The organism is Vibrio sp. QJM3NY_27 (genome assembly GCF_057785955.1).
This window is the reverse complement of record NZ_CM173511.1, coordinates 614,077-639,278: the sequence shown is the minus strand read 5'-3', so window position 1 is coordinate 639,278 and position 25,202 is coordinate 614,077. Positions and strand designations below refer to the sequence as shown.

The 25,202-nt window shown below is 44.9% G+C and carries 14 protein-coding genes, 3 tRNA genes and 3 rRNA genes; 5 read left to right on the top strand and 15 right to left on the bottom strand.

The window, feature by feature from the left end:
* Positions 1 to 27: 27 nt before the first annotated feature.
* From pstB to AC3CIA_RS02810, 3 genes are all read right to left on the bottom strand, one after another.
* Positions 28 to 846: a phosphate ABC transporter ATP-binding protein PstB gene (pstB, locus tag AC3CIA_RS02820; RefSeq protein WP_004735071.1), complete on the bottom strand. Its 819-nt coding sequence runs from the start codon at positions 844 to 846 to the stop codon at positions 28 to 30.
* Positions 847 to 2,556: a phosphate ABC transporter permease PstA gene (gene pstA / locus AC3CIA_RS02815; RefSeq protein WP_054548110.1), complete on the bottom strand. Its 1,710-nt coding sequence runs from the start codon at positions 2,554 to 2,556 to the stop codon at positions 847 to 849.
* Positions 2,557 to 2,666: 110 nt separating this feature from the next.
* Positions 2,667 to 4,883, bottom strand: coding sequence for an ABC transporter permease subunit (locus AC3CIA_RS02810; protein WP_171329531.1), 2,217 nt, complete (start codon positions 4,881 to 4,883; stop codon positions 2,667 to 2,669).
* A 200-nt stretch (positions 4,884 to 5,083) separates the two neighbouring features.
* Here AC3CIA_RS02810 and ppk1 point away from each other — a divergent pair, with 200 nt between their 5' ends.
* Positions 5,084 to 7,180, top strand: coding sequence for a polyphosphate kinase 1 (gene ppk1 / locus AC3CIA_RS02805; protein WP_488518484.1), 2,097 nt, complete (start codon positions 5,084 to 5,086; stop codon positions 7,178 to 7,180).
* A complete protein-coding gene (ppx, locus tag AC3CIA_RS02800) occupies positions 7,171 to 8,682 on the top strand; it encodes an exopolyphosphatase (protein WP_488518483.1) in 1,512 nt (503 codons plus the stop codon). The genes ppk1 and ppx overlap by 10 nt, the downstream gene beginning before the upstream one ends.
* Before the next feature lie 76 nt (positions 8,683 to 8,758).
* On the opposite strand, the gene AC3CIA_RS02795 is transcribed toward ppx, so the two are convergent.
* Genes AC3CIA_RS02795 through phoB form a run of 3 tightly spaced genes read right to left on the bottom strand, consistent with a single transcriptional unit; the run spans position 8,759 to position 11,754 of the window.
* The gene (locus AC3CIA_RS02795) at positions 8,759 to 9,736 is read right to left on the bottom strand and encodes a PstS family phosphate ABC transporter substrate-binding protein (protein ID WP_488518482.1); all 978 of its coding nucleotides are present in this window, start codon (positions 9,734 to 9,736) and stop codon (positions 8,759 to 8,761) included.
* On the bottom strand, positions 9,733 to 11,031 hold the full coding sequence (gene phoR / locus AC3CIA_RS02790; protein WP_488518481.1) for a phosphate regulon sensor histidine kinase PhoR: 1,299 nt from the start codon (positions 11,029 to 11,031) through the stop codon (positions 9,733 to 9,735). The genes AC3CIA_RS02795 and phoR overlap by 4 nt, the downstream gene beginning before the upstream one ends.
* 33 nt (positions 11,032 to 11,064) lie before the next feature.
* Entirely contained in the window at positions 11,065 to 11,754 is a 690-nt protein-coding gene (gene phoB / locus AC3CIA_RS02785) for a phosphate regulon transcriptional regulator PhoB (protein WP_004735064.1), read from the bottom strand.
* Positions 11,755 to 11,947: 193 nt separating this feature from the next.
* Between phoB and rdgC the strand changes: the two genes are divergently transcribed.
* The 3 genes from rdgC to AC3CIA_RS02770 all read left to right on the top strand — a co-directional run bounded on the left by rdgC (position 11,948) and on the right by AC3CIA_RS02770 (position 14,773).
* Complete coding sequence (gene rdgC, locus AC3CIA_RS02780) at positions 11,948 to 12,862, top strand: recombination-associated protein RdgC (RefSeq protein WP_004735063.1); 915 nt, start codon at positions 11,948 to 11,950, stop codon at positions 12,860 to 12,862.
* A gap of 205 nt (positions 12,863 to 13,067) precedes the next feature.
* Positions 13,068 to 14,486: a prephenate-dependent tRNA uridine(34) hydroxylase TrhP gene (gene trhP, locus AC3CIA_RS02775; RefSeq protein WP_017106506.1), complete on the top strand. Its 1,419-nt coding sequence runs from the start codon at positions 13,068 to 13,070 to the stop codon at positions 14,484 to 14,486.
* A gap of 32 nt (positions 14,487 to 14,518) precedes the next feature.
* Entirely contained in the window at positions 14,519 to 14,773 is a 255-nt protein-coding gene (locus AC3CIA_RS02770) for a YfhL family 4Fe-4S dicluster ferredoxin (protein ID WP_004735061.1), read from the top strand.
* A 41-nt stretch (positions 14,774 to 14,814) separates the two neighbouring features.
* Here AC3CIA_RS02770 and AC3CIA_RS02765 read toward each other — a convergent pair whose 3' ends face one another.
* The 9 genes from AC3CIA_RS02765 to clpB form a co-directional block, all read right to left on the bottom strand.
* Positions 14,815 to 15,123 carry a hypothetical protein gene (locus AC3CIA_RS02765; protein WP_488518480.1) on the bottom strand — a complete coding sequence of 103 codons (309 nt, stop codon included), beginning with the start codon at positions 15,121 to 15,123 and terminating at the stop codon, positions 14,815 to 14,817.
* 271 nt (positions 15,124 to 15,394) lie between these two features.
* Positions 15,395 to 16,234, bottom strand: coding sequence for a penicillin-insensitive murein endopeptidase (gene mepA, locus AC3CIA_RS02760; RefSeq protein WP_488518479.1), 840 nt, complete (start codon positions 16,232 to 16,234; stop codon positions 15,395 to 15,397).
* Between the two features lie 317 nt (positions 16,235 to 16,551).
* Positions 16,552 to 16,628, bottom strand: a tRNA-Trp gene (locus AC3CIA_RS02755).
* Positions 16,629 to 16,662: 34 nt separating this feature from the next.
* Positions 16,663 to 16,739 (bottom strand) — tRNA-Asp (locus AC3CIA_RS02750).
* 67 nt (positions 16,740 to 16,806) lie between these two features.
* Positions 16,807 to 16,922 (bottom strand): 5S ribosomal RNA (gene rrf, locus AC3CIA_RS02745).
* Positions 16,923 to 17,020: 98 nt separating this feature from the next.
* A 23S ribosomal RNA gene (locus AC3CIA_RS02740) occupies positions 17,021 to 19,914 on the bottom strand.
* A gap of 345 nt (positions 19,915 to 20,259) precedes the next feature.
* Positions 20,260 to 20,335 (bottom strand) — tRNA-Ala (locus AC3CIA_RS02735).
* 78 nt (positions 20,336 to 20,413) lie between these two features.
* A 16S ribosomal RNA gene (locus AC3CIA_RS02730) occupies positions 20,414 to 21,968 on the bottom strand.
* Together the 16S, 23S and 5S rRNA genes with 3 tRNA genes alongside form the textbook arrangement of a ribosomal RNA operon.
* 599 nt (positions 21,969 to 22,567) lie before the next feature.
* Positions 22,568 to 25,141 carry an ATP-dependent chaperone ClpB gene (clpB, locus tag AC3CIA_RS02725; RefSeq protein ID WP_017077748.1) on the bottom strand — a complete coding sequence of 858 codons (2,574 nt, stop codon included), beginning with the start codon at positions 25,139 to 25,141 and terminating at the stop codon, positions 22,568 to 22,570.
* Positions 25,142 to 25,202: the final 61 nt, after the last annotated feature.

Genomic DNA, 25,202 nt, shown 5'->3' with positions numbered 1-25,202 from the left:
TAGCTCTAGATAGCGCGAACTTAAACGTTAGCCGTACCTACCTGTAATGTAGTCTTCCGTTTGATTTTTCAATGGCGAAGTAAATATAGAATCAGTATCTGAGTACTCGATCAACTTACCCATATGGATAAAAGCGGTGTGGTCACTCACGCGAGCTGCCTGCTGCATGTTATGAGTAACAATAACAACGGTGTATTGGGTTTTAAGTTCGTTGATCAACTCTTCAATCGTCAATGTCGAAATCGGATCGAGTGCCGATGTTGGCTCATCCAATAACAACACTTCAGGTTCGATGGCAACCGCACGAGCGATAACCAAACGCTGCTGTTGACCACCCGATAAACCAAAAGCGTTTTCATGCAAACGGTCTTTCACTTCATCCCACAACGCCGCGGCGCGCAGAGAGCGTTCAACTGCATCATCAAGATCTCGGCTGTTGCTCACACCTTGCAACCTCAATCCATAAACCACATTCTCATAGATAGATTTAGGGAAAGGGTTTGGACGTTGAAACACCATGCCGACACGACGTCGTAAAGTCGCGACATCCACCTTAGGGTGATAGACGTTCTTGCCATGAAGCTTCACTTTTCCTGAAACCTTACAGCCTTCAACAAGATCGTTCATGCGATTAATGCAGCGCAAAAGAGTCGACTTACCACAGCCAGAAGGGCCGATAAAAGCCGTCACCTGCCCCTTAGGGATCTGCATTGAAATATCATCGAGTGCTTGGCTCTCTTTATAATAAAGGTTCAGCCCTTCAATCGAGATAGCAATTTGCTCATCCTTCAGGTTATGTACATCAAGTGGTGCTTGGTAACCCAAGGTTTCATTAATCGAGAACATCTAATCTTGTCCTAAGGTTCGGTATTTTTCACGCAAGTTATTACGGATATTGATAGCGGTTAAGTTCAAGCCAACGATCACCGTAACCAGTAAAAATGAAGTCGCATACACTAAAGGCCGTGCCGCTTCGATATTAGATGTTTGAAAACCAACATCGTAGATATGAAAGCCTAAGTGCATGAACTTTCTCTCTAAGTGTAGATATGGGAACTGACCATCTACAGGTAAGCTTGATGCTAGCTTCACAACACCTACCAGCATTAATGGAGCCACTTCCCCCGCAGCTCTCGCGATTGCCAATATCAACCCCGTGATAATCGCAGGGCTTGCCATTGGTAAAACAATGCGCCAAAGCGTCTCAAATTGAGTAGCGCCAAGCGCCAATGAACCATGTCTCACCGAGCTAGGGATACGCGTTAAGCCCTCTTCCGTTGTTACAATAACAACGGGCAATGTTAATACCGCCAAGGTCAATGCGGACCATAACAGGCCTGGAGTACCAAATGTCGGTGCTGGCAATCGCTCTGCATAAAACAAAGAATCGATAGAACCACCGATGGTATACACAAAGAAACCTAAGCCGAATACGCCATACACAATCGACGGTACACCCGCTAAGTTAATTACAGCAATACGGATCAAACGTGTCAGTGCATTGTTTTTTGCATATTCATGGAGATAAATAGCAGCAACGACACCAAGTGGCATCACTACGATCGACATGAGAATAACCAGCAACACAGTGCCGAAGATCGCAGGAAACACCCCTCCTTCAGAGTTTGAATCTCGTGGATTCTCTGATAAGAACTTCCAAACTTGTTTGCCCCAATGCCCAACCTTTTCAAGATAAGACATATTATTCGGGTACCAATAATCCAAGATATGACTGAGCGAAATTTCAACCTGCTCTCCTGTCATATCTTCCACCAACAAGCTTTCGACATTGAGCTGTGTTCTAAGATGCTCAAGCTTTACTTCTGCTTCCGCTAACTGGCGATTTAGTTCCAGTTTAGTTTGAGTATAGGTTTTAAGATATTCGTCGCTCACTGACTCATTGAGTTCAAGCTTACGTTTTTCTAAGCGCAGATTTTCCAATTGCCAACTGATATTGCGGATTTCTTGGTTCACAACACGCGACGTTTCTTTACGTAACGTATCAGCGAACGCCAAGCCTTGTTCGAGTTTTTGGTCTATGTTCGAATCAAAGGTGCCAGAAGCGGTTTTAAAACCCACCGGCTTACCAAAGAAATAACCACCTCGACTTCGTTCAATCACAATCCAATCAAGCGGCGTTGTTGGTTCTCGTAAGTTAACATCCAGAATAGAAACAAAGTCCGCAGGGTACAGTTCTCTGTTGGCGACTTTGATACTTAAGCGCTGAATTAGTCCCGTCGACAAATTTTGAGGCGACAAGAGGTCGTGTACTTGTGGAACTTGCTCTATCGGGATGTATTTACGTTCATATAACTGACCAATCAATACATCTTGCTTTGATACCGTTTCGTCAAGATCGACTACTAACGATAAGTCTTTGGAGTCGACTTGCCATTGATACAAAGGAGCTGGCCAAAAATAGGTTAAACCCTTCCAGCCAATCAACAGCATTAGACCAAGAACAGAGAGCATACTGATGCTCACCGCACCGCCCGTAAGCCAAATCCACGGAGAGCCTGATTTAATCCAAGACAATAATGACTTCAGTTTATTCATCATGGACGACCTTGCTCTGACGTGCTGAACCCAAGAAAAAGCCAAGTTTGTGAGATACGCTAATCAAACAGCTAAGAGCCATTGATAGAGGTTGAGGTGAACCTTTAAAACTACAGCGCACGATATTTATCTCTCAGTCTTTGTCTAACCCACTCTGCGACTGAGTTCACCGCGAACGTGAAAATGAACAGCAAGAGTGCAGCTAAGAACAACAAACGGAAGTGAGAACCACCTACCTCGGATTCTGGTAGTTCGACAGCAATCGTTGCGGATAGCGTCCTCATCCCTTCCAAAATATTCCAATCGAGAATTGGTGTATTACCTGTAGCCATCAAGACAATCATGGTTTCGCCAACCGCTCTCCCTAGTCCCATCATGACCGCTGAAAAGATACCTGGGCTAGCCGTCAATAACACCACATAAATTAGGGTCTGCCACGCCGTCGCCCCCAACGCCAGTGAGCCATCGGATAAATGTTTTGGCACAGAGAAAATAGCGTCTTCTGCAATCGTGAAAATGGTAGGGATGACAGCGAAGCCCATAGCGAAACCAACCACCAACGCATTACGTTGATCAAAGTCGATGCCATAGCTAGCTAAGAAGGTGCGAATATCACCATCAAACAACAAGGCTTCAATGCTGTTTCCACCAGCAAATACAGCGACCACGGTAATCATCAATACCGGAATCAATATCAAGGCGTGCCAACCATTAGCGAAGCGGCTCGTCACCATCTTCGGCAAACAGTACCAAACAAGTCCAGTCAACAATGTGCTCAGTGGTAACAACACCATTAATGAGAAGACTGCCGTTAGATGCGTTTCGACAATTGGAGCAAACCAAAGCCCAGCCAAGAACCCTATGATAACGGTCGGAAGAGCTTCCATCAGTTCTATCGACGGCTTCACGACTCTTCGCATTCTTGGAGACATAAAGTATGCGGTGTAAATGGCTCCGAGCACAGCAACTGGCACGGCAAACATCATCGCAAACAGAGCGGCCTTGATGGTACCAAACGTGATAGGGACTAAACTGAATTTTTCTTCAAAGTCATCGTTCGCCGACGTTGATTGCCAAACGTATTGCGGCTCTGGGTAGCTTTCGTACCAGACTTTTTGCCAAAGCGATGAGAATGATATTTGCGGATATTCGTTATCGACCTTAGCCACACTGATGGTGCCATCAATCAACGTAGCCAGATGCAGTTCGTTGGCAGACATAGCCGCTAATTGTGGTGACTTATCAAATGCGCGCTCGAACAGCGACAGCTTTTCACTGGTCGTATAGTGGCTTTGTAATGTGCCATTCTTATAGAAACTATAAAAACCCTTTCTATAAGTATCGGGCAAAATAAATTGCACTTGTTCAGCAAGTTGGAAGTCTCGAATATGGGTCAGGCTACGCTTTTCATCTTTGAGTACATCGAACCACTGAGAAACCTGTCCGTCCTCATGCGTAACCAACAGCGAATAGGCCCCAGATAGTAAATCGATACTTTTCACCGAGTGCTTCGCATCATTCAAGCTAAGATCAATCACTTCACGAACATCAAAACCGTTATCTGATAACTTCAATACCACTAAATCCGATTGTGCTCGAAGATATAAGGTTTGACCATCAGGTGTGACTAACAACTGTTGCTGTAAACCCAACTTATCCGACAGCCATTGACTCTTCTGAAAAACATACTGACCAGTAACATCACTCTGGTACCACTTCACCAAAACTCGTTGATCGCTTAGCTGAGCGGCAACCGTGATACCACGTCCATTCTTAGAGAACGCGAATTTTTCGATTGTTGCTCCGTTTGATGATTCATCATTTAAAAATGGTTCAGGGAGATCGATTTGCTCAATTTTAGGTTCGGCTTCACTGCCCTTTTGCAGCACGGGCGCACTATACTCAGGGTAGAAAAAGGTAAGGTTGCTTGCGCTATCGGCAAAGGCAAACCAGTTTTCAGATGGGGTATTTCGAGAAAAAGCGATGGGTTTAGCTAAAACATTACGCTCAAAGTAAGAATGTGTATTTTGAGACTCTAAATCCCAAAACTGAACCAAACCGGATTTTTCGATAGTAAACGCATGCTGACCGTATTCATCTACGGATAAGGCGATAGGCTTTTCTACAGCAACGGTCTTCACGGCTTGGTCAGTCTCTAAACCAGTATCAGAAAATACCGGTAAAATGACCATCGCCAAGTAAACAAAGATCAGCACCAGAGCAGCTAGAACACTGACTGCACCACATGTCACCGAAAAACGGACGAGACGATCTTTCAACCATCTTTTTTTGTCGCGCTCTTTCAATGAAAATTGGGCTGAAGCCATCTGTTTATCTACCTTTTTTTAGCTACTGACATAATATGTACGTTAGATGACAATTATATTACAAGTTACGTTAAACAACTGAAACTAATAACAAGTTTGTTGACCATATTTCTTAAAGTAAGATCATAGATTTTGTGAATTTTGTCATTCTAAATTAAAGTAATCAGCTCTATAGCCAGCACTAAAGGATTATCATCTCGATGGAAAAAGACTATGTCACAAAAGAACTTAGCTGGTTATCCTTCAATGAAAGAGTGCTCCAAGAAGCAGCCGACAAATCAGTACCCTTAATCGAAAGAGTTCGTTTTTTAGGTATTTACTCGAAAAACCTCGATGAGTTTTACAAAGTCCGATTTGCTGATGTGAAACGAAAGATCTTACTTCAAGATCCTCAATTACCTGCCAGCTCGCAGAAAACCCTACTAACTCAAATGCAGAGCAAAGCAAGTAAGCTCGATGCTCGATTCCATGAACTGTATAGCGACTTACTATTGGAACTGGCGCGCAATCGTATTTTTCTGGTCAACGAACAGCAAATCAGCGAAGAGCAAAGTGAGTGGATCAAAAAGTACTTTAAGAAAAAAGTGCTTCCACATTTAACTCCGTTTCTCTTGAACGAAGATAGCCAGTTGCTCAATATTATGAAAGACGAGCAAAGTTACTTAGCCATCGACATTGAGCGAGAGACATCTTCTCAATACGTGTTACTCGAAATTCCATCAGAAGCCCTCCCTCGGTTTGTTAAGCTACCGGAAGCTTCTGGTTCACAGCGTACGACTTTGATCTTGTTAGATAATATAGTTCGATTTTGTTTAGATGACTTGCTCAAAGGGTTCTTTGAGTATGACTCATTACGTTGTTTTGCTATAAAAATGACTCGTGACGCCGATTATGACCTTCAAGAGAACAATGAAAGCAGCTTATTAGAATCTATGTCTTTAGGTTTAGAACAGCGCTTAACGGCACTACCGATACGCCTTATCTATGAGTCAGAAATGCCAGCTGAAATGCTCAGTTTCTTACAAGTCAGACTAAAACTATCTGACTACGACAGTGTTATCGCCGGAGGTCGCTATCATAACTTCAAACATTTCTCTGAGTTCCCAAGCCTTAATCGACGTGATTTAGTTAATCGTCCACTACCCGTGATTAAGTGCGCGCATTTCAGTCACTACCCAAACTATTTCGAAGCGATCAAAGCTCGTGACATCTTGTTGCATTACCCTTATCACACCTTTAATCACATTACTGAACTCGTGAGGCAGGCTTCCTTTGACCCGAAGGTAACCTCCATAAAAATAAACGTTTACCGTGTTGCAGAAGGCTCAAAACTCCTTAGCTCGATCATCGATGCGGCACACAATGGTAAAAAAGTAACTGTCGTCGTTGAGCTGCAAGCCCGCTTTGATGAACAAGCCAATATTCAGTGGACAAAGAAACTTCAAGAAGCCGGTATAAAAGTCATCCATGGTATCCCAAGTTTGAAAATTCACTCTAAGCTGCTGCTCATTAAACGGAAAGAAGGCAAGCATACGGCGCATTACGCTCATATTGGCACCGGTAACTTTCATGAAGTAACAGCGCGCGTGTATACCGATTTTTCTCTGCTCACTGCGAATGAAGATTTGACCCAAGAGGTGAGACAAGCCTTTAAGTACATTGAAAACCCTTATCAAGAATCACAGTTCAAACAACTGATTGTGTCACCAAAGAATACAAGAAAACGTCTGTATCAATTGATAGATAATGAAATACAAAACGCGATAGAGAACAAGCCTGCAAGCATCACTCTAAAACTCAACAATTTGGTCGACCGAGAGATCATTGAGAAGCTCTATCAGGCCAGCCAAGCCAATGTAAAAGTGAGAATGGTCATTCGTGGTATGTGCTCTCTCGTACCAGGAGTCCCCAACATCAGTGAGCAGATTGAGATTGTTAGTGTGGTCGATCGTTTTCTCGAACACCCAAGAGTGATGATCTTTGGTAACGCTGGAAATCCAAAAGTCTATATCTCCTCTGCCGACTGGATGACACGAAACTTTGATCATCGCATCGAAGTTGCAGCCCCAATTTTAGATCCAAAGATCAAGCAAACCATTATCGATATCACCGAGTTTCATTTCGATGACAGCAACAAAGCCCGAGTGCTAGAGCAATCGATGAGCAACCCTTACATACAACCACCAGCAAACTCACTTGATTACCCGACGTCACAACTCTCCACTTACCACTATATTAAACGTATGGAGAAACTTGCTCGCAAGAAGAACAAACAAGAGAAGAAGTCATGCCGCTAATTGATAACAAACATTCTCGATGTATTGCCGCTATCGATTTAGGTTCGAACAGCTTTCATATGGTGGTTGCCCGAGTATTCGAACAACACCTGCAATTAGTCAGCAGACATAAACAGAAAGTGAGGTTAGGCGATGGGTTGGATGAGCGTAACTTCTTATCCGAAAGCGCTATCGAACGGGGATTGGAGTGCCTCAAGGTATTCGCAGAACGACTAGCGGATTTTGAACTTGATGATGTCAGAGTCGTCGCGACTCATACCCTAAGAAAGGCTAAAAATACCAAAGACTTCTTAGAGCAAGCTAAACCATTGTTTCCTTTTCCAATAGAGATCATCTCAGGTCAAGAAGAAGCTCGAATTATCTATAACGGCGTAGAGCACACTCAAGCCGCTTCCGAGTCCAAATTAGTTATTGATATCGGTGGCGGGAGTACCGAAATCGTCGCAGGGCAAGGCTTTACACCCCAAATAATGCGTAGCTTACCGATGGGATGCGTCAGTTTTACTCAGCGCTTCTTTGCCGATGGAGGACTGACATCACAGCACTTCTCCGATGCTTATGTCTCTGCTACTCGCCTGTTGATGCCATTAATTGAAGAATATAAACAAATCTCTTGGGAAGTTGCCTTTGGCTCATCAGGGACGGCTAAATCAATAAAAGAGGTACTCATTGGCCTAGGGTTCACCGATGGTCTCATTACGCCGCAACGCCTATCCTATTTGAAGAACCACTTATGTGAATTTCCATCATCTAAGGGATTAGACCTTTCAGGTTTAAGTGATGAAAGAAAGCCGGTGTTTGCCGCTGGCGTCACCATTCTTTCAGCAGTTATGGATATGCTCAACATCAATGAATTGCATTTCTCCGATAGTGCCTTAAGAGAAGGGGTTCTTTATGACATGGAAGATCGGTTTAAAGATATTGATGTTCGAACAAGAACCGCCGAAACGCTTGTCTCTCGATACCATGTTGACGTAGTTCATGGCCAGAAAGTCAAAGCACTCGCCCTTTCATTACTGAAACAAGCGCAACCTCAGGTGAGTACTGCGGTAAATAATGAACTTTATGATCTAATTGGATGGGCTGCATTGCTTCATGAAGTTGGACAAAGTATCGCATTCCAAGGTTATCACCGTCATTCAGCTTATCTACTTAAACATACGACTATGCCCGGTTTCAATACTGAGCAGCAGCGTCTGATCTCAACATTAGTTCGCTATCAAAGAAAAGCGATTAAGCTTAGTTACTTACCGGATCTCACGCTATTCAATACAGGGCAGGTAGCGTTGTTAATTCGAATACTGAGGATAGCAATCCTGCTCAATCGACAGCGAAGCCAATCGCCAATACCGAATGTAAAATTAACCATTGAGCAAGATGAGAATTGGTGTTTAGAAGGAGATACCATCGACTGGTTAGCTGAAAATCAACTGCTTGATTATGAACTCAAAGAAGAACAACGACGCTGGCAAGATGTTGGGTGGTCGTTGAAGCTTGAATGATGCGCCTACAAAATAAAAACAGCCTGCGGCTAGCAAGCTGTTCATACGTTAAATTTCTACGTTCATTGTACCTAAATCAGAGTCCGATTTTTGCCAACTCTTGCTCAGCAAACTCTGACGGTATCGCTAAATAACCATCTTTCTCTACCAGTTCTTGCCCTTGCTTTGAGAACACAAAAGTGAGGAACTCTCTTTCAACAGGAGAAAGTGGTTTATCTGGGTGCTTATTCACATACACATAAAGAAAGCGAGATAGAGGGTAATCACCGCTCAAGATATTCGTTCGAGTCGGCTCTACATAATCAGAACCGTACTCTGCGATAGGAATTAACTTAACACCGGCCACTCGATAACCAATACCTGAGTACCCTATCCCGCTGATTGATGAAGCGACCGACTGTACAACCGACGCAGATCCTGGCTGTTCATTGACTCGGTTTTTGAAGTCGCCACTACATAATGCGTTTTGTTTGAAGTAGCCGTAGGTTCCCGAAACGGAATTACGACCAAACAGTTGGAATCTATGTTTTGCCCATGGCTGGCTGATACCTAAATCTTGCCAATTATTTAGCGGCTTAGTCGCGCCACAGCGCAATGTCTCTGAAAATATGCTGTCAATTTCGCGAAAATTAAGCCCCTCGATAGGATTATCACGATGTACAAAAAGACCAATCGCGTCGATAGCAACTCGAAGCGCCGTCGGCTTATAGCCATGCTCCCTTTCGAACGCTTCCACTTCTCGTAGGCGCATTGGACGACTCATCGGCCCAAGGTGAGCAGTACCTTCCGTTAATGCAGGAGGTGCAGTGGATGATCCAGAAGCCTGAACTTGAGCATTCACGTTCGGGTAGTAAGACTTAAACTCTTCAACCCATAACGTAGTCATTCCCGCTAAAGTATCCGAACCGACAGACAACAAGCTGCCAGAAATACCCGGTACCTTAGAATAATCAGGAAGAGAATCTACACCTTGCTCGGCATGAACTGGGTTAACCAAAGCAAATGTTAACAATAAGCTGACGGGTAAACGCATCCTGCGAGTCAAACAACTCATGACACGGTCAATCGATTAGGTAGCGTGAAATGGAATCGGCTACCAACGCCAACTTCACTTTGAATTTCTAAATGTGAGTCATGATGGCTAAGCGCATGCTTCACAATCGCTAACCCAAGACCACTACCACCAGTATCGCGTGAACGCGCTTTATCAACACGATAGAAACGCTCTGTAAGTCGATGCAAGTGTTGTGGTTCGATACCGTCTCCAGTGTCTGACACATCCAAACACGCGCCTTGACTGGTTTGGTACCAACGCACCTTTACGGTCGCACCAGACGGCGTGTATTTCACTGCATTGTAAACTAGATTCGATATCGCACTTCTTAACTGATCTTCATCAGCTAATACGCGTAAGCTCTTATCAATATCAAATTCCAGCTTGTGTTCTCGCTCTCCACTGAGACTAGCGGCTTCTTTTTCAAGAACTTCCAACATCGCCGGAACGTTAACCACTTCATCCAATTCATGCATTGGCGCCGCTTCTATCTTAGAAAGAGTAAGAAGCTGATTGACCAAACTGTTCATGCGATTCAATTGCTCTGTCATCACACCATGAGCCTTAGGCCACATAGGCCCAACGACCATGTCTGGATCTTCCGTCATTTCAAGATAGCCCTGAAGTACGGTCATTGGAGTGCGTAGCTCGTGAGAAACGTTAGCGAAAAAGTTACGACGCATGCCTTCCAGTTGTTTTAGCTGGGTAACATCACGTACTACCATCAAATGCTCACCTTCAGTGTAAGGCACGATACGCAGCTCAAGCATGCGCTCCACGTTAAGTGGCGAAGGCATCTCTAACGGTTCTGAAAAGTCTTGTTTATTAAGATACTTGATGAAGTCCGGCGTGCGGATCAAGTTAGAGATCGGTTGACCTGAATCGTCTGGCCAGCGAAAACCCAGTAAATACTGAGCAAGCTTGTTACACCAAACAATATTGCCTTCACCGCGAAACACCACAACGGCATCGGGTAAGGATTCAGCACCATTTCTGAAACGGCGGATCAGGTTAGTCAGTTCTTTTCTTTTACGGCGCTGTCTCTGCTGCATACGATAAATACCGTTAAACAGAGATTCCCAGTTTCCAGAACCTGATGGTGGTGTTAAACGCTTTTCATCCCATAACCAAGCGGACAAACGCATTTGATAATGTAGATGCCAGCCGAGCTGCAATACCGTAGCAGCCAGCAATAACCAAGGTAAGTAGCCGAATATCCAACCGACTAAAACCCAAGGTGCGTAAAAAAAAGCCAGCTCCCAAGCCAGCTTTTTCCAGGTTAACTTTTCAACCATTCAGGACTCCGTAAACTGGGTAGCGAAGCCACATTAAGCCTTTGTAGAAAAACGGTAGCCCGCGCCGCGAACCGTTTGAATTAGCTTATCGTGACCTGCAGATTCAAGTGCTTTACGCAGGCGTCGAATATGTACATCAACAGTGCGATCTTCAACGTAAACGTTGGTACCCCAAACGTTGTTCAGTAGTTGCTCTCGACTGTACACACGCTCTTGGTGAGTCATAAAGAAATGCAGCATTTTGAACTCTGTTGGTCCCATATCAACTGGACCTTCGCTTGCGGTAACACGATGAGATACAGGGTCTAGCTTAAGGCCTTGTACATCAATCACATCTTCTAATGCAGTAGGCGTTACACGGCGGATAACCGCTTTCAGGCGAGCCACGAGCTCTTTGGGTGAAAATGGCTTGGTGATGTAATCATCAGCGCCCACTTCTAAACCACGCACCTTATCTTCTTCTTCGCCACGAGCCGTCAGCATCACCACTGGGATGTTGCGAGTTAACTCTTCACGCTTCATGTGCTTGATAAAGTTTATCCCGCTACCACCAGGTAGCATCCAATCTAGTAATACTAGATCTGGGAAAGGTTCACATAGCTTGTTTACCGCTGTATCGTAATCTTCAGCCTCTACTGCTTGGTAGCCTTTTTGCTCAAGTACAAAACACAACATCTCACGAATAGGTGCTTCATCTTCAACGACCAGAATCCTTCTCGACATAATTGAATAGCCTTAGTATTTAATCAACGCATTGCATTATCTGGTTTAATTATGACACTTTTGTGACCTTTGAAAACAAATTTTCATATAACTGTCTCAAACATTTCACTTTTAATTTTTATTGCAGGTATAAGACAAATGGATCGAAATCTCCTATGATGAGCGTCTTCAGATAAAGGTATGAGAAATATTTATGTGGTTTAAGAATTGCCTCGTCTATCGCTTTAATCGTGATATAGACTTCAACGCAGATCAGTTAGAGAAACAACTTGAAGAGTTCCGTTTTACCCCTTGTGGTAGCCAAGACAAACAGAAGTTTGGTTGGGTAAATGCGATGGGTAGACACGGCGATATGATGACGCACGTATCAGAAAACCGCATTCTCATCTGTGCAAAGAAAGAAGAGAAAATGCTTCCAGCTTCTGTGATCAAAGATTCATTGAATGCAAAAGTAGAAACGCTTGAAGCGGAGTCTGGTACTCCTCTGAAAAAGAAAGAGAAAGACAGCCTAAAAGAAGACATCATCATCGATCTTCTTCCTCGTGCTTTCAGCCGCAGTAACTTCACTTACGCACTGATCATGCCGAAAGAAGGCTTTATTGTAGTTGATGCTAGTAGCTACAAAAAAGCAGAAGATGTATTGGCATTGCTACGTAAGACAATGGGCAGCCTGCCAGTAGTACCTGCAATTCCAGAGCAAGCGATTGAAACAACGTTAACTGAGTGGGTTAAATCAGGCGATACGCCTCAAGGTATCACTATGCTTGATGAAGCAGAGCTTAAATCAATCCAAGAAGACGGCGGCATTGTTCGAGTTAAGAAACAAGAACTAGAAGCGGATGAGATTAAAAACCACATTGAAGCCAACAAAGTTGTGACTAAGCTTCTGATCAACTGGCAAGATCGCATTGAGTTCATCCTTGCTGAAGATGGCAGCATCAAGCGCCTGAAATTCAGTGATGAACTAAAAGATGAGAACGACGATATTCCTCGCGAAGATCAAGCTGCGCGTTTTGATGCAGACTTCTCTCTACTTTGTGGTGAGTTCAGTGTTTTCCTTCCAAACCTATTTGAATCATTAGGCGGGTTAACTCAACCTAACGCTTAATTGTTTCGATTTAGAGCTCAGGTGTCGACGATATCTGAGCTTGTTTTCTTCTCCACCCCGCTTATCAACACCTAACAACACTCTTCGCAATACCATTGTTATCTTTAGGGCTATCAACCAAACTCATTTTAGCGTAAAATTTGCGCCCCTTTGATATCACTTGGTGGTATCAACCTGACTTGAGATCAGATTAGAGAACGAAGCAATGACTACACAAAAACCATTTGTACCTGAACTATTATCACCGGCAGGAAGCCTTAAAAACATGCGTTACGCATTCGCCTACGGCGCAGATGCAGTTTACGCTGGCCAGCCACGTTACAGCCTTCGTGTTCGTAACAACGAGTTCAATCACGAAAACCTACAAATCGGTATCGATGAAGCTCATGCTCAAGGCAAAAAGTTATATGTTGTATGTAACATTCAGCCACACAACTCTAAATTAAAAACATTCATTCGCGACCTTAAGCCAGTTGTTGAGATGGGCCCAGACGCTCTTATCATGTCAGATCCAGGTCTTATCATGATGGTACGTGAATCATTCCCTGAAATGCCGATCCACCTTTCAGTTCAAGCAAATGCCGTAAACTGGGCGACCGTTAAGTTCTGGTCAACTCAAGGCGTTGAGCGTGTGATCCTATCTCGTGAGCTATCTCTTGAAGAAATCGAAGAGATTCGCGAACACTGCCCAGAAACAGAGCTAGAGATCTTTGTTCACGGCGCACTATGCATGGCTTACTCAGGTCGTTGCTTACTTTCTGGTTACATGAACAAACGCGATCCAAACCAAGGTACTTGTACTAACGCTTGTCGTTGGGAATACAAAACCGAAGCTGCGAAAGAAGATGAAAACGGTCAGATCGTTGAAGCAAACCCAACAGGTGTTGCAATTCAAGAAGTAGAAACTCAGGGTATTGAAGTTCAAGACGAACGTCCAGATAACACTCTAGGCCTTGGCAAGCCAACTGATGAAGTCGTGTTGCTTTCTGAGTCACACAAACCTGAAGAGAAAATGGCAGCGTTTGAAGATGAGCATGGTACTTACATCATGAACTCAAAAGATCTTCGCGCAATCCAACACGTAGAGCGCTTAACTAAGATGGGTGTTCACTCATTGAAGATTGAAGGCCGCACTAAGTCTTTCTACTACTGTGCACGTACAGCACAGGTCTACCGTAAAGCTATCGATGATGCGGTAGCTGGCAAACCATTTGATGAAAGCCTTATGGGTACGCTAGAGAGCCTAGCTCACCGTGGCTACACTGAAGGTTTCTTGCGTCGCCACACTCACGACACATACCAAAACTACGAGTACGGTTACTCAATCTCAGATACTCAACAATTCGTAGGTGAATTCACTGGCAACCGCCGTGGTGACTTAGCGGAAGTCGAAGTGAAGAACAAGTTCCTAGTTGGCGATAGCTTAGAAATGATGACACCAAAAGGTAACATCGTTTTCAAGTTAGAAGTTATGGAGAACCGTAAATCTCAGCCAGTAGAGGACGCAAAAGGTAACGGTCACTTTGTATTTATTCCAGTACCGGCTGACCTTGACCTAGAATTTGGTTTGTTAATGCGTAACTTGAGCGCAGGCCAAGATACACGTAACGCTTCAGGTAAATAACTTTACCTAGAAACTCTACTGAGAAGAAAGCAATGGCTCTGTTAATAACTGACAAGTGCATAAACTGCGATATGTGTGACCCAGAATGCCCAAATGGCGCAATCACGATGGGTGACAGTATCTTCGAAATCGATCCTGATTTATGTACTGAGTGTAAAGGTCACTATGAGAAGCCAACATGTCAGTCAGTGTGCCCTATTACAAAGTGCATAATCACTGACCCAAACCATATTGAAACTGACGACGAGCTACTAGAGAAGTTTGTTATCATTCAAGGCTTGACCTAAAAAAGAAAAGGTTCAACTTAACCATAAGTTGAACCTTTTTTTTATCCCGATTTACCAATTGGATAAATATTGCAGAAGAGCTCTTTTTCAAATTGATATTCGAGTCGCTCTCGCCAATTTATCGCTTGCGCTATAGGAACAAGATAAAAATTTTCCCTACTGGTGTCTGTTACAAATGCCATTCCATACTGCATTAATTCATAGTGCACATCATTGACGAAACTGGGGGCTAATCGTTGTCTACCGGTCAGTTGATTAATATCATCTCTTGAGATAGAAATACCTGAGTTTTCCGTACTGAACCTATGTCTTAACCATTCTGAAAATTCCTTTGCACAAATCATAGTCATAGTCTTATCCTTGAATTATCTATCGACGGGTATCAGACTCTGATTTCACAACTGCACATAAGCCGTATCTTTCACCCCAAAACTCTCCATCCCTGACCAAACGTTATCAAATTCGCCATTGTTACTACTGTTGTCGTTGTTGTTTTTTTAATATCAAACGATGTTCTTAATTACGTGTTTATAAACTCTAGGCAAAAGTGTGACATTTCTCCAGTTTTAAGGTCAAGAAAACCAGTGGCATTACCACTGCAAAAAGCCTCGATAAACTCGATTACTTATTCGATATCAAAGCCAAACACTGGCTAGGCATCACTTTAACTTTCTTTTTTTTCTTACTGTTAGCCACTTTTTTAGGTGGAGGAACTGGAATGGTCTGCGGAGCCCAACTTGCAAGTTCATCTCCACAACCATCACCTTTTGGCGGATTTGCTTGAGCTATACAGTTAGAACTGCCTTTAGGACATTTTAAACGAACATGAAAATGAGAATGGTGTCCCCACCAAGGCCTGATTTTACCTAGCCAAGCTCGCTCATTAGCATCAGAATTTTCTTGGTCACAAAGAGTTTGTTTAATGACAGGATGAACAAAAATTCGTACCACTTTTTCATCTTTGGCTGCATAGCGAATCACTTGAAAATGATCATTGGTCCAATTTGATTTACGTAATTTGTAATTGGTAAGGTCGACAACGCTTATAGGCTTAGGAACCGCGAGTTCATTCTCGGAAAGTCTCTCATCAGTGAGCCTTAACCATATATCAATATCCAACCCTGTCTGGTGGCTTGAATGACCAGATGAGAAGCGTCCCCCTCGAGGTAACGAAATGTCGCCAACTAATAAGTTGGTGTTGAACTGCTCGCTTGTAATTACACCTAGTCTTTCAACAAATTGAATGGCCTCGGTATGACCATAGTAGCGTTCTCGCTGAGGGCGAATAATTTGGTAGCCCTGCCCATCAATAGGCAAAGCCTCTGCGCCATCAAGGCACCCATTGGCATAACTTCCGATTGATGAGGTTGAGTGTCTTGTCGGGCTCTTTTCTTTTTCCCATGAGGTTGCCGATACGTAAAACGAACAAAAGATAAGAGCTGATGTACAAAATAACCTCATAACAATTCCAAATAAATGATCTCTATTTTCATACTAGTCGTCATTAGGAAATAGGTGCATATCGAGGATGATATTTTGAAGATAAAGAGAGGTTTTTATTTGGATAGATGGTTAATATCCAAATAATAGAAAACAAAGAGGCTCGAGCATTTCTGCCGGGACGCGCAGTCTAGAGCCTTAAATATGGCAGGGGTGGAGAGATTCGAACTCCCAACACGCGCTGTTTTGGTAAGTCGGGGAATCCGCTGCTTTGCTAATGGCGTATATTAGATTCAGAAAGCAAAAAGGCTCTAGCATTTCTGCTAGAGCCTTAAATATGGCAGGGGTGGAGAGATTCGAACTCCCAACACGCGGATTTGGAATCCGCTGCTCTGCCAATTGGAGCTACACCCCTATTTCAGTTTTAAAGAGCTGAACCTCTGAATAAGTGGCGGAGTGGACGGGACTCGAACCCGCGACCCCCGGCGTGACAGGCCGGTATTCTAACCAACTGAACTACCACTCCGCAGTGGTCAACTCACTAAGTGAGCGTCCATATCTCCAGGTCGGTCAACCTAAAGACTTAATTTAAAGCCTGGCGATGTCCTACTCTCACATGGGGAAACCCCACACTACCATCGGCGCTATTGTGTTTCACTTCTGAGTTCGGCATGGAATCAGGTGGGTCCACAATGCTATGGTCGCCAAGCAAATTTTAAAATTCGGAAAACTGATTTAAAAGTTATATCTCTTCAAACTCATTCAAGGTCTGGTACATCTGAGTCCACAAAACCCCTTGGGTGTTGTATGGTTAAGCCTCACGGGCAATTAGTACAGGTTAGCTCAATGCCTCGCAGCACTTACACACCCTGCCTATCAACGTCGTAGTCTACGACAACCCTTTAGGACACTTATAGTGCCAGGGAAAACTCATCTCAAGGCTCGCTTCCCGCTTAGATGCTTTCAGCGGTTATCGATTCCGAACTTAGCTACCGGGCAATGCCATTGGCATGACAACCCGAACACCAGAGGTTCGTCCACTCCGGTCCTCTCGTACTAGGAGCAGCCCCTTTCAATTTTCCAACGCCCACGGCAGATAGGGACCGAACTGTCTCACGACGTTCTAAACCCAGCTCGCGTACCACTTTAAATGGCGAACAGCCATACCCTTGGGACCGACTTCAGCCCCAGGATGTGATGAGCCGACATCGAGGTGCCAAACACCGCCGTCGATATGAACTCTTGGGCGGTATCAGCCTGTTATCCCCGGAGTACCTTTTATCCGTTGAGCGATGGCCCTTCCATTCAGAACCACCGGATCACTATGACCTGCTTTCGCACCTGCTCGAATTGTCATTCTCGCAGTCAAGCGGGCTTATGCCATTGCACTAACCACACGATGTCCAACCGTGTTTAGCCCACCTTCGTGCTCCTCCGTTACTCTTTGGGAGGAGACCGCCCCAGTCAAACTACCCACCAGGCACTGTCCGTAATCCCGATTCAGGGACCAACGTTAGAACATCAAAACTACAAGGGTGGTATTTCAAGGACGACTCCATCACATCTAGCGACGCAATTTCATAGTCTCCCACCTATCCTACACATGTAGGTTCAATGTTCAGTGCCAAGCTGTAGTAAAGGTTCACGGGGTCTTTCCGTCTAGCCGCGGGTACACTGCATCTTCACAGCGATTTCAATTTCACTGAGTCTCGGGTGGAGACAGCGTGGCCATCATTACGCCATTCGTGCAGGTCGGAACTTACCCGACAAGGAATTTCGCTACCTTAGGACCGTTATAGTTACGGCCGCCGTTTACCGGGGCTTCGATCAAGAGCTTCGTCCGAAGACTAACCCCATCAATTAACCTTCCGGCACCGGGCAGGCGTCACACCGTATACGTCATCTTACGATTTTGCACAGTGCTGTGTTTTTAATAAACAGTTGCAGCCACCTGGTATCTGCGACTCTCGTCTGCTCCATCCGCAAGGGACTTCACTGATAAGAGCGTACCTTCTCCCGAAGTTACGGTACCATTTTGCCTAGTTCCTTCACCCGAGTTCTCTCAAGCGCCTTGGTATTCTCTACCCGACCACCTGTGTCGGTTTGGGGTACGATTCCTTACAATCTGAAGCTTAGAGGCTTTTCCTGGAAGCATGGCATCAATGACTTCACTACCGTAGTAGCTCGACATCGTATCTCAGCGTTAGTAGTGGTCCGGATTTACCTAAACCACCCGCCTACATACTTGAACCTGGACAACCGTCGCCAGGCCCACCTAGCCTTCTCCGTCCCCCCATCGCAATTGTAAGAAGTACGGGAATATTAACCCGTTTCCCATCGACTACGCCTTTCGGCCTCGCCTTAGGAGTCGACTTACCCTGCCCCGATTAACGTTGGACAGGAACCCTTGGTCTTCCGGCGAGGGAGTTTTTCACTCCCTTTATCGTTACTCATGTCAGCATTCGCACTTCTGATACCTCCAGCATGCCTTACAGCACACCTTCAACGGCTTACAGAACGCTCCCCTACCCCACATACCCTAAGGTACGTAGCCGCAGCTTCGGTGTATAGCTTAGCCCCGTTACATCTTCCGCGCAGGCCGACTCGACCAGTGAGCTATTACGCTTTCTTTAAATGATGGCTGCTTCTAAGCCAACATCCTGGCTGTCTGAGCCTTCCCACATCGTTTCCCACTTAGCTATACTTTGGGACCTTAGCTGGCGGTCTGGGTTGTTTCCCTCTCCACGACGGACGTTAGCACCCGCCGTGTGTCTCCCGGATAGTACTTACTGGTATTCGGAGTTTGCAAAGGGTTGGTAAGTCGGGATGACCCCCTAGCCTTAACAGTGCTCTACCCCCAGTAGTATTCGTCCGAGGCGCTACCTAAATAGCTTTCGGGGAGAACCAGCTATCTCCAGGTTTGATTGGCCTTTCACCCCTAGCCACAAGTCATCCGCTAATTTTTCAACATTAGTCGGTTCGGTCCTCCAGTTGATGTTACTCAACCTTCAACCTGCCCATGGCTAGATCACCTGGTTTCGGGTCTAATCCTAGCAACTGTACGCCCAGTTAAGACTCGGTTTCCCTACGGCTCCCCTAAACGGTTAACCTTGCTACTAAAATTAAGTCGCTGACCCATTATACAAAAGGTACGCAGTCACACCACGAAGGTGCTCCTACTGCTTGTACGTACACGGTTTCAGGTTCTATTTCACTCCCCTCACAGGGGTTCTTTTCGCCTTTCCCTCACGGTACTGGTTCACTATCGGTCAGTCAGTAGTATTTAGCCTTGGAGGATGGTCCCCCCATATTCAGACAGGATATCACGTGTCCCGCCCTACTCGTTTTCACTGATTATGATGTGTCGGTTACGGGGCTATCACCCTTTATTGCGAGACTTTCCAGACTCTTCACCTGCATCATTAAAAGCTTAAGGGCTAATCCAATTTCGCTCGCCGCTACTTTCGGAATCTCGGTTGATTTCTCTTCCTCGGGGTACTTAGATGTTTCAGTTCCCCCGGTTTGCCTCCTGTTGCTATGTATTCACAACAGGATACTTGCTTATGCAAGTGGGTTTCCCCATTCAGGAATCCCAGACTCAAAAGGTTATTACTACCTAATCTGGGCTTATCGCAAGTTATTACGCCTTTCATCGCCTCTGACTGCCAAGGCATCCACCGTGTACGCTTAGTCACTTAACCATACAACCCGAAAGGGTTTCTATTTGCTTTCACTTTAAAAAGTGAAGACAAATAAGCGTATGGCAACTAACCAAGGTTTTTGGTTGTCATTAAGAAGGGTTAATTCTCAATGACTGTTTGCCGGACTCAATTGTGAATCAAATAAATTTGATTCGAATACAAGACACTTGAATGTGTTTGTTGTGTTTATCTAATGAAAGATAAACATTGAGAACTTTTAAATTTGATTGAATTACTCGTAAGTAATCAATCAGTCAGCTTTCCAAATTGTTAAAGAGCTTGATTCAACTTCTACTAAAAGAAGGGAACCATTTTTAAATATTTTCAAAGAAAAACACTTAAAGATGGTGGAGCTATGCGGGATCGAACCGCAGACCTCCTCGCTGCCAGCGAGGCGCTCTCCCAGCTGAGCTATAGCCCCATCTGGAAAAGTATTTCTACTCTTTTACTTTCTAAACCTAATCAATCTGTGTGGACACTCATCGTGACTATCTTCGTATAAGGAGGTGATCCAGCCCCAGGTTCCCCTAGGGCTACCTTGTTACGACTTCACCCCAGTCATGAACCACAAAGTGGTGAGCGTCCTCCCCGAAAGGTTAAACTACCCACTTCTTTTGCAGCCCACTCCCATGGTGTGACGGGCGGTGTGTACAAGGCCCGGGAACGTATTCACCGTGACATTCTGATTCACGATTACTAGCGATTCCGACTTCATGGAGTCGAGTTGCAGACTCCAATCCGGACTACGACGCACTTTTTGGGATTCGCTCACTATCGCTAGCTTGCTGCCCTCTGTATGCGCCATTGTAGCACGTGTGTAGCCCTACTCGTAAGGGCCATGATGACTTGACGTCGTCCCCACCTTCCTCCGGTTTATCACCGGCAGTCTCCCTGGAGTTCCCGACATTACTCGCTGGCAAACAAGGATAAGGGTTGCGCTCGTTGCGGGACTTAACCCAACATTTCACAACACGAGCTGACGACAGCCATGCAGCACCTGTCTCAGAGTTCCCGAAGGCACACCTGCGTCTCCGCTGGCTTCTCTGGATGTCAAGAGTAGGTAAGGTTCTTCGCGTTGCATCGAATTAAACCACATGCTCCACCGCTTGTGCGGGCCCCCGTCAATTCATTTGAGTTTTAATCTTGCGACCGTACTCCCCAGGCGGTCTACTTAACGCGTTAGCTCCGAAAGCCACGGCTCAAGGCCACAACCTCCAAGTAGACATCGTTTACGGCGTGGACTACCAGGGTATCTAATCCTGTTTGCTCCCCACGCTTTCGCATCTGAGTGTCAGTATCTGTCCAGGGGGCCGCCTTCGCCACTGGTATTCCTTCAGATCTCTACGCATTTCACCGCTACACCTGAAATTCTACCCCCCTCTACAGCACTCTAGTTCACCAGTTTCAAATGCAGTTCCGAGGTTGAGCCCCGGGCTTTCACATCTGACTTAATGAACCACCTGCATGCGCTTTACGCCCAGTAATTCCGATTAACGCTCGCACCCTCCGTATTACCGCGGCTGCTGGCACGGAGTTAGCCGGTGCTTCTTCTGTTGCTAACGTCAAGATGCGCAGCTATTAACTACACACCCTTCCTCACAACTGAAAGTACTTTACAACCCGAAGGCCTTCTTCATACACGCGGCATGGCTGCATCAGGCTTTCGCCCATTGTGCAATATTCCCCACTGCTGCCTCCCGTAGGAGTCTGGACCGTGTCTCAGTTCCAGTGTGGCTGATCATCCTCTCAGACCAGCTAGGGATCGTCGCCTTGGTGAGCCATTACCTCACCAACTAGCTAATCCCACCTAGGCATATCTTGACGCGAGAGGCCCGAAGGTCCCCCTCTTTGGCCCGTAGGCATTATGCGGTATTAGCCATCGTTTCCAATGGTTATCCCCCACATCAAGGCAATTTCCTAGGCATTACTCACCCGTCCGCCGCTCGACGCCCATTAACTCACCCGAAGGATTGTTAGTGTCGTTTCCGCTCGACTTGCATGTGTTAGGCCTGCCGCCAGCGTTCAATCTGAGCCATGATCAAACTCTTCAATTTAAGATTTTGTGACTCAACGAATACTGACTTCAAAACTAATATTTACCGCTCTTTCGAAAAAGAACAGAAACATGTAATTCTAAAGCTATTACCATTCCAACAGAATGATAATGAATTGACTGTGCCAAAATTAAGTAAACTTAATTTTGTATTGGTCACTCAGTTCATTGAAATCAAGTTTGTTACCGAAGTAACTGTCATTACCTAAGTAATAACGTTTTGATATTCATCAACGAGTGCCCACACAGATTGATAGGTTTAAATTGTTAAAGAGCTTTACTTATTGAGCGTTCCTTTTAGTAAGGAGCCTCTCTAAGTGGACGGCCATTCTAGCGAATTGGGTTCCAGTGTCAAACACTTTTTCCAGCTAATTTTTCAAAGCATCTTAAATGCTTAATGTCGTCTCGTTACTTAGTTCAAACTGCTTAGTTATCCCTGGCAACGGAGGCGCATTATAGAGAGAATCCCCCTTTGTACAAGGCCAAAAACGAAAAAAGACCGCAGCAGGCGATCGTTCGGATACTATTCACACAAAGCGTTCAAAATAGGTACGATTACGTCTTAATTTCGACTAATCGTACCTATCGTTCTTACCTTAATTATTGGTGAGCAATAATTCGGTCGTTATTCACTAATAGCTGCACTTTCTTATCCGGATTGATTTTCCCTGCAAGTATCGCTTTAGCTAATGGGTTCTCAACACTCTGCTGAATTGCTCTTTTAAGAGGCCTCGCACCATAGACAGGATCAAAGCCGACTTGAGAGATCAACTTCAGTGCTTTGTCCGAAACTTCAAGCTCATAGCCGTTGTCTTCCATTCGTTTCTTCAAATGCTCAAGCTGAATAGCGGCTATTGACTCGATGTGAGCTTGGCCTAATGGATGGAACACGACACTTTCATCAACACGGTTCAAAAACTCAGGGCGGAAATGCTTACCTACCACTTCCATCACCTCATTCTTTATTCCTTGGTAATCGAGCGTATTGAAGTTTTCTTGAATTCTCGAAGAGCCAAGATTAGATGTCATGATCACTACGGTATTTCTGAAATCGACCGTGCGACCTTGTCCATCGGTTAATCGTCCATCATCTAAAACCTGCAATAGAATATTGAAAACATCAGGGTGCGCTTTCTCTACCTCATCAAGCAGAATCACAGAATAAGGTTTTCGACGAACAGCTTCAGTTAAGTAACCACCTTCTTCATACCCAACGTAACCTGGAGGAGCACCAACCAAACGAGCCACTGAGTGTTTCTCCATAAACTCAGACATATCGATACGAACCATGGCATCGTCACTATCAAACATGAAGTTAGCCAATGTTTTACACAGTTCGGTTTTACCTACGCCCGTTGGACCAAGAAATAAGAAAGAACCAATCGGCTTATTTGGATCTGATAAACCAGCACGACTACGACGAATTGCATTCGATACCACTTCTACCGCTTCGGCTTGCCCAATAACCCGCTTATGCAGAACACCTTCCATTTTCAGAAGCTTCTCTTTTTCTGCCTCTAGCATTTTAGAAACCGGAATGCCGGTTTGCTTTGAAAGAACATCGGCAATTTCAGCATCAGTTACCTTATTACGTAATAAGGTCATTTCTTGCATTTCAGCTTGAGTCGCGAGGTCTAACTGCTTCTCCAACTCTGGGATTCGACCATATTGCAATTCAGACATTCGGTTAAGATCGCCAGCACGCCTTGCAAAGTCCATATCCATACGAGCTTGTTCTAACTCTGATTTGATATGTTGCGTCCCGGAAAGCGCCGCTTTTTCAGCGTTCCAAACTTCTTCAAGCTCAGCAAAATCCCGCTCCTTCTCAGAAAGTTCACTTTGCAGCGTGCGAAGCCTCTTTTCACTGGCTTCATCATTTTCATTAGTGAGAGCTTGCTGCTCGATCTTCAATTGAATGATTTTGCGCTCGAGCTTATCTAGCGACTCAGGTTTTGAATCGATCTGCATGCGAATGCTCGAAGCCGCTTCATCAATGAGATCAATCGCCTTATCTGGTAACTGACGATCTGAAACGTATCGATGAGATAACGTTGCCGCCGCTACAATCGCTGGGTCAGTAATTTCTACATGATGGTGAAGTTCATAGCGCTCTTTCAAACCACGAAGAATCGCAACCGTGTCTTCAACGGTTGGCTCATCGACTATCACTTTTTGGAATCGACGCTCTAATGCAGGATCTTTCTCTATATACTGACGATGTTCATCGAGTGTCGTTGCGCCTACACAATGCAGCTCACCACGAGCCAATGCTGGTTTCAGCATATTACCGGCGTCCATAGAGCCTTCGCCTTTACCTGCTCCTACCATGGTGTGAATTTCATCGATGAAGAGAATAATGTTGCCCTCTTCTTTCGATAATTCGTTGAGAACCGATTTCAAGCGCTCTTCAAATTCACCACGATATTTAGCACCTGCAATCAAAGAGCCCATGTCTAATGAAAGAACTCGTCGCCCTCTCAAGCCTTCCGGTACTTCATTATTGATAATGCGCTGCGCCAAACCTTCAACGATTGCCGTTTTTCCGACACCAGGTTCACCAATAATAACGGGGTTATTCTTAGTACGGCGTTGAAGTACTTGGATAGTACGACGGATTTCATCGTCTCGACCAATCACAGGATCTAGTTTGCCTTGCTCTGCTCTTTCAGTCAGATCAATGGTGAACTTCTCTAATGCTTGGCGTCTATCTTCCGCATTCGGGTCATCGACTTTTTGACCACCACGAACTTGCTCGATAGCTTGAGATAGTTTTTGCTCAGTAAGGCCTAACTCTTTAAGTAAGTTCCCTAAAGGACCTTTGTCTTCAATTGCAGCGAGTAGGAATACTTCTGAAGATATGTAACTGTCTTGGCGCTTTTGCGCGACCTTGTCACATAGGTTGAACAACGTTCCCATGGCATTCGAAAGCTGAACATCACCACCAATACCACTTACTTTTGGCACTCGGTCTAATATTTCGCTCAATTTAGAACGCAATTGAACAACATCAATGTTCAGCATAGTAAGCAATGGACGAATCGCACTGCCATCTTGATTAAGCAAAGACACCATTAGGTGTACAGGTTCTATATATTGGTGATCACGACCTAATGCGAGCGACTGAGCATCAGATATCGCAATTTGGAATTTACTAGTGAACCGATCGAGACGCATGCCAACCTTCCTACTCTTAGATATGTTTATCTTATGGTTAGAAGATGGATACGGTAACGCG